This window comes from Serratia sp. (in: enterobacteria), from assembly GCF_046715635.1.
GTDB lineage: Bacteria > Pseudomonadota > Gammaproteobacteria > Enterobacterales > Enterobacteriaceae > Chania.
Window position 1 is genome coordinate 1 of sequence record NZ_JBKJYW010000324.1, and the last position, 2938, is coordinate 2938.

Annotated in this window: 4 protein-coding genes; 1 reads left to right on the forward strand and 3 read right to left on the reverse strand. The window is 53.7% G+C overall.

The features are described from left to right. Positions 1-110, forward strand: a 110-nt coding sequence (locus ACLQ7H_RS17190; protein ID WP_411753712.1) for an RNA-binding S4 domain-containing protein, incomplete at its 5' end; no start/stop codon positions are given. A gap of 70 nt (positions 111-180) precedes the next feature. Here the strand turns inward: ACLQ7H_RS17190 and ACLQ7H_RS17195 are convergent. From ACLQ7H_RS17195 to ACLQ7H_RS17205, 3 genes are all read right to left on the reverse strand, one after another. Further along, the gene (locus ACLQ7H_RS17195) at positions 181-894 is read right to left on the reverse strand and encodes an MgtC/SapB family protein (RefSeq protein ID WP_248944766.1); all 714 of its coding nucleotides are present in this window, start codon (positions 892-894) and stop codon (positions 181-183) included. Between the two features lie 8 nt (positions 895-902). Then, complete coding sequence (locus ACLQ7H_RS17200) at positions 903-2138, reverse strand: MFS transporter (protein ID WP_411753710.1); 1236 nt, start codon at positions 2136-2138, stop codon at positions 903-905. 9 nt (positions 2139-2147) lie between these two features. Then, the coding region (locus tag ACLQ7H_RS17205) for an MBL fold metallo-hydrolase (RefSeq protein ID WP_411753711.1) at positions 2148-2938 on the reverse strand (791 nt) is incomplete at its 5' end.

Here is a 2938-nt window from a genome sequence, read left to right on the forward strand (position 1 = left end):
CCGCAGGGCAGGTCAAAGTAAACGGTCAGGTCGAAACGCGTAAGCGCTGCAAGATCGTTGATGGCCAGAAGGTCAGCTACAAAGGCATGAACGTCACGGTTAAAGCCTGATTGTTCAACCGCCAGGAAAAAAATGCCGGGTCAGCTAAGCTACCCGGCATTTTTGATCCACTCAAACCCGTTAATGCTCTAATGCGACGAAGCACACGTGTTGCATAGCGCGCAACGTGCCATACAGTTCGTCTAAGGTCGTCCTTTTCCTTACCGTTAGCTTAAAATTAACTTCAATCTTGTGTTTTTTGACGTCACGTATGGTCATCGCATCAATCAGGTTTCTCTGCTGATTAAGCTGGGCCATCAAGCTGGCCAGCCCTGCCTGCTCATCGAGTATCAGCCGTACTTTGACCTTCCCCAGATATTGATTCCTCGATTGCAGCAGGAAAATATAGGGGCTGATTTTTATCGCCAGTAAAAACAGTGCGGTAGCCAAGAGTGCGTGCAAATAAAAACTGGCTCCACAGGCAATCCCCACTCCCGCCGACGCCCAAACGATCGCGGCGGTCGTCAGACCAGAAATGGCGTCATCGCGACGGTGCAAGATCACCCCTGCGCCCAGGAAGCCCACCCCACTGATAATTTGTGCGGCCAACCGCATGGGATCGCTGCGGATATTGACGGATATCTCGGCGTAATACTCCGCAGACTGAATCGACACCACCGTTAATACGCAGCTGGCGACGGCAATAATCACGCAGGTTTTAAACCCAACAGGCTTGCCCTTGGATTCACGTTCCAAGCCAATCACGCCCCCCAGAACAAACGCCGCGACTATCTTGCCTACCGTCGCCAGATGGAGCGGCCCTAACCCGCCCAGCACCGATAACCAGCTGTCCATGTTACTTCCTATTGCTTCGCAGGCTTCATTGCCGCCGATGTGTTCTGTTTAGAAAGATCGTCCTTGAAGAAAATAAAGAAGAAGACCGAGACAACGGCGGCGATGATCGCCGAGAACAGCCAGAAGCTTTCCCATTGCGGTAACGCCTGCGGCCCCTGCTCCGTCACGGTGCTGTTGAAGATCTGGCCGCAAATGGTAGAAGCGAACAGCAAGCCAAAACCATTGGAGACGATAAAGCGCAGACTCTGTGCCTGGGCTTTAATTTCGGGCCGTGCTTTACGGTCGACATAGATATCCCCCACCGTAAAGAAGAAGTCCCAGCAGAAGCCTTGCAGCATCAGGCCAATCAGGACAAACGTCATGTTGGCGTCAAGCGCAGCCTGAGAGAACAGCACCGAGCGGATGATCCAGCACACCGCGCCCATCATCAACGTCACCTTGAAGCCTGCTTTCAGTAGGAAGAACGAAAGCAGGAACATAAACACCACTTCACAGGCGATCCCTACCTGCATCATGGAGGCGGCGTTATCAAACCCGAGCGCTTTGAGGAATACCGGAATATAGGCGGAATAGGCCGTTTTGGGGATCATCAACACAAAGATGCTCAGCATCAGAATGGAGAAGTTACGATCTTTAAATAACGACAGCGCATCCAGGCACAGCAGATCGCGCAGGGTGAAGGTGCTGCCCTTGGCCTTCGGCGGTGTATCCGGCAAGGTAAAGCAGTACAGCCCCAATGCCACCCCAGCGGCCGAAGCAATGTACCAGGTCATGGTATCGCCGGAATATCCCATCTGCCCGATGATGAAACCTATCGCCATAAAACCGAAGGTGCCAAACACGCGGATCACCGGGAAGTACTTCACGCCGTTGATATGGCTAAAGCTGATGCTGTTGGCCAGCGCGGTGGTCGGATAGAACAGCAGCCCGACCAGGAAGATCATCACCAGCGTCATGGTGGTGTCCTGCGCCTCGATAAACTGCGGCACGCACAGGATCACCCCGGCGTTGATCAGGTGCAGGATCGCCATGACTTTCTGCGAAGCAAAGAAGCGGTCTGCAACCATGCCGATAAACAGCGGCGAGAGTATCGTTGCCAATCCCAGCAGCGCATAAGATGAACCGATAATGGCTGCCATGCCGTAGGTGCTCAGCACCAGGCCCATCGTCATATTCCAGGCACCCTGCATGAAATACTGCACAAACATCATGATCAGCAGGCGAGGAGTTTTGTTAAAGTCCATGATATCCCCCTATGCCACGTTAACGGTCAGGCCGTCATACGCCACGGTGATGTTTTTATCACTGCAGGCAGCCACCAGCTCCTCATGCAGCAACTTGCCGCTGTGAGAAATATGCGACACCACGATCTGGCTGCCGGAATGCAGGCACTCCATCGCACGCAGCTTCTCTTGGGCGGCAAAGACGGTTTCCAGGCTCATATGGTTGTCGGTGCGATCGTCGCCGTTGAAACCGTAGGTGCATTCCAGCACCACCAAATCCAACGCTTTGCCCTGCAGCCACTGCCAGGTGAGTTCCGGGAACCAGCCAGAATCATGGCCATAGAAAATCGTCTGGCCGTCTTTTTCGATCACATACACGTAGCACAGCTCCCACCTGGCGTGGTTGGCCAACAGCGGTGTGATCTTATAGCCATGGCTTTCTACTGTCACGAAGGGTACCAGGCAGTGGAAGGCAAAGCGCTGTTTGCTGTAGCCCGGCAACACCGCAGCACAACCGTTGATCGCCCGGTCGTTACCAAAAATCTCTAGGGGATGGTCGATATTGAAACCGTAACCCTCCATTCGGCTAAACAGCTCACCGACGTTGAAATGGTCTGGATGGGTGTGGGTAAACAGCAGGTCGGTGAAGCCACTTGCGTCCAGCCCATCACGCAGCAACTGTTGGCTGAACTCAGGGGCGACATCGATCAACATCACATCATCAATAATCGCCGAAGAGTGGGTACGCAGATCTTTCCCCTTGAGAAAACGGGCCTGTTGGCAATGTTCACAGCGGCAAAACGGATTGGGGATCCCTTCAG

Excerpts from the sequence above, each read along its gene's own strand:
- ACLQ7H_RS17200 (WP_411753710.1), bottom strand. The coding sequence starts at position 2,138 with ATGGACTTTAACAAAACTCCTCGCCTGCTGATCATGATGTTTGTGCAG.
- ACLQ7H_RS17195 (WP_248944766.1), bottom strand. The coding sequence starts at position 894 with ATGGACAGCTGGTTATCGGTGCTGGGCGGGTTAGGGCCGCTCCATCTG.